We start from the raw sequence: 2,109 nt of genomic DNA, 5'->3' as shown, positions 1-2,109 counted from the left end.
ATTTAATACAAGCAATTGAAGAATATATTTACTTTTATAACTATAAACGGTTCCAAAAACGACTCAACCATCGAGCTCCGATAGAATATCGAATCTCGATGGCTGCTTAGTCTTTTTAATACTGTCTACTTGACAGGGATAAGACCAAATTTCTAGTCTTTTTTTATTTCCCTTCATTCTTCTCTAACACATACAAATCTTCTTCAATATTCGTTAATTTCTCACTTACAAGCTTTCTTGCATCTCCAATTGCTTGATTGTATGCAAATGGTCCAACTAATTTAATCATTTCCTCTATTAAACGTTCTGCTTGGAAACGTCCAATTTCATCTAAATCTTCTTCAACGAAAAATTGCTGAATTTGTGCTACAAGCTCTTCTTTTTTATCAGTCGGTATTTTTATGTTCATCATCATTCGTTACTCCTCTATATTTAAGATAATACTTTTCTTAACTCTACCATAGAAAAGCGATTTCCTGGACAAGTTTTTGTAACCCCTTCTAACTCCCTATGGCCGAGTATATTTCCTTTCTCTATGGCAAACTGCTTCATAAATATTTTACATAAAGAATATAATGAATTCATTTGTGCAGTAGTTGGATCATATTTATCAAAATTCCCCGTCATACATATTCCAATTGTATCACTATTATTATCTTTCGCATGTGCTCCAATATGTAAACCTCGTCCTTCGACTACACTTCCATCTTCTTCAATAAAATAATTGTAACCAATCCCGCTCCATCCTCTTACCTTTTGATGAAATTCGTGAGTTTTATACACATCCCAGCCATCTTCTGACGTATGGTGGATGATCAGTTTATTTACTTTTTCTAAAGGAACTAACTCATTTTGAAATGTTAAATTTACACATTTAATTTCCATATGAACATCCTCCTCTTACAAATCGATCATAATAACTGTTTTATCATCTGGTCTTATTCTATTTTCTCCTTCTAACCTTTCAATGATTGCTACATATTCTTTTATACTATTCTTTCTTATATATGCTACAGTTTGTTCTAACGACCACTCTGGGTGAAACAATCCGTCTGAACAAATAAAAACCCCACTTACTTCAGCTACCTGTAATTCACCATATTGTAAATAATCCATAGCTTCTTTCATCCCATTTGCAACTGAGTAGCCGTTTGGCATATTTGCAAGATAGCGATTGTATTTTAACTGCTCCCGAACATCTTGAAAAACGTGTTCCTCAGGTATAGGTAATCCCTTTTCTCTATCTTCCTCTCTCTTCTTTTTTGCACGTTTACTAATTCCTTGAACCGTATCTTTCGTTAATACTCTTATCGCTCCATCCTGAAGTATTGCAACGATCATACAATCACCTAATTGTGCATATTCAAGTTTATCGCCTTCTATTTGAACTGCTGCAATACATGTACACCACAGATGATCTTTTTTTCTCGTATCAACCTTGTACTCTAGCATCTTGTTTTGCAATAATTCATTCGCCTTTGCAACTTCATCTTGTAAACTATTGATYYCTCGTAGCGAAGTAAAATGACTTGCAAATAAATGYGAAGCRATGTATGCTCCATTATGTCCTTCTTCATCACAAAATGGAACTAACGGTGTTGCTCCATCACATACACCGTAAATCATTTTATCTTCATTACCAAAAAATGAATCCTCACACTCTTGTTTTAAAGGACTCTTCTGTTGATACGTCGTTATCTTCATATCTGTATCCCTCCCAATTTATCAAACACTCGAACTATTTAGATTAATCTAATTTTCCAAAATAAACTGTTTTCCCAAAAAACTTTCAATTTCATATATAATCTTGAAATAATATGATTATTTAGTGAAGGACGGGAAAGAGATGGTCAGATTTCTTGGTGTTATTTTTGGTTCTATTATTATCGCAATTGCCTTTAATCTTTTCCTTATCCCCCATAAAATTTTAAGTAGTGGAATTGGCGGAATTGCTATTATTTTAGGGATTGTAACCCCTGTAAACACAGGTATTATTAACTTTGTATTGAACTTACCTATCCTTATTTTAGGATACATAGGTCTTGGAAAAAAAGTAATTTTTAACACGGTTGTTTCTGTAATTGTATTATCTGTTGCATTATACTATGT

5 protein-coding genes are annotated in these 2,109 nt (G+C 33.1%); 2 read left to right on the top strand and 3 right to left on the bottom strand.

Features of this window, described 5'->3' with window-relative positions:
• Window positions 1-5: 5 nt before the first annotated feature.
• Window positions 6-110 carry an IS3 family transposase gene (locus AC1DJR_RS27695; RefSeq protein WP_205206291.1) on the top strand — a complete coding sequence of 35 codons (105 nt, stop codon included), beginning with the start codon at window positions 6-8 and terminating at the stop codon, window positions 108-110.
• A gap of 53 nt (window positions 111-163) precedes the next feature.
• Here the strand turns inward: AC1DJR_RS27695 and AC1DJR_RS27690 are convergent, their stop codons facing one another.
• The 3 genes from AC1DJR_RS27690 to AC1DJR_RS27680 are packed head-to-tail and all read right to left on the bottom strand — an operon-like array spanning window position 164 to window position 1,704.
• Window positions 164-415, bottom strand: coding sequence for a DUF2164 domain-containing protein (locus AC1DJR_RS27690; protein WP_002087817.1), 252 nt, complete (start codon window positions 413-415; stop codon window positions 164-166).
• A 17-nt stretch (window positions 416-432) separates the two neighbouring features.
• Window positions 433-885: a peptidoglycan recognition protein family protein gene (locus tag AC1DJR_RS27685; protein WP_060750817.1), complete on the bottom strand. Its 453-nt coding sequence runs from the start codon at window positions 883-885 to the stop codon at window positions 433-435.
• A 15-nt stretch (window positions 886-900) separates the two neighbouring features.
• Window positions 901-1,704: a protein phosphatase 2C domain-containing protein gene (locus AC1DJR_RS27680; RefSeq protein WP_477004014.1), complete on the bottom strand. Its 804-nt coding sequence runs from the start codon at window positions 1,702-1,704 to the stop codon at window positions 901-903.
• Window positions 1,705-1,846: 142 nt separating this feature from the next.
• Here AC1DJR_RS27680 and AC1DJR_RS27675 point away from each other — a divergent pair.
• On the top strand, window positions 1,847-2,109 hold a 263-nt coding region (locus AC1DJR_RS27675; RefSeq protein ID WP_477004013.1), incomplete at its 3' end, for a YitT family protein.

The organism is Bacillus sp. 05T31 (genome assembly GCF_056396725.1).
Note: the sequence above shows the minus strand (reverse complement) of the source record. Positions and strands in the feature narration are given on the sequence as shown.

Coding starts and splice junctions, on each gene's coding strand:
- AC1DJR_RS27690 (WP_002087817.1), bottom strand. CDS start 415: ATGATGATGAACATAAAAATACCGACTGATAAAAAAGAAGAGCTTGTA.
- AC1DJR_RS27685 (WP_060750817.1), bottom strand. CDS start 885: ATGGAAATTAAATGTGTAAATTTAACATTTCAAAATGAGTTAGTTCCT.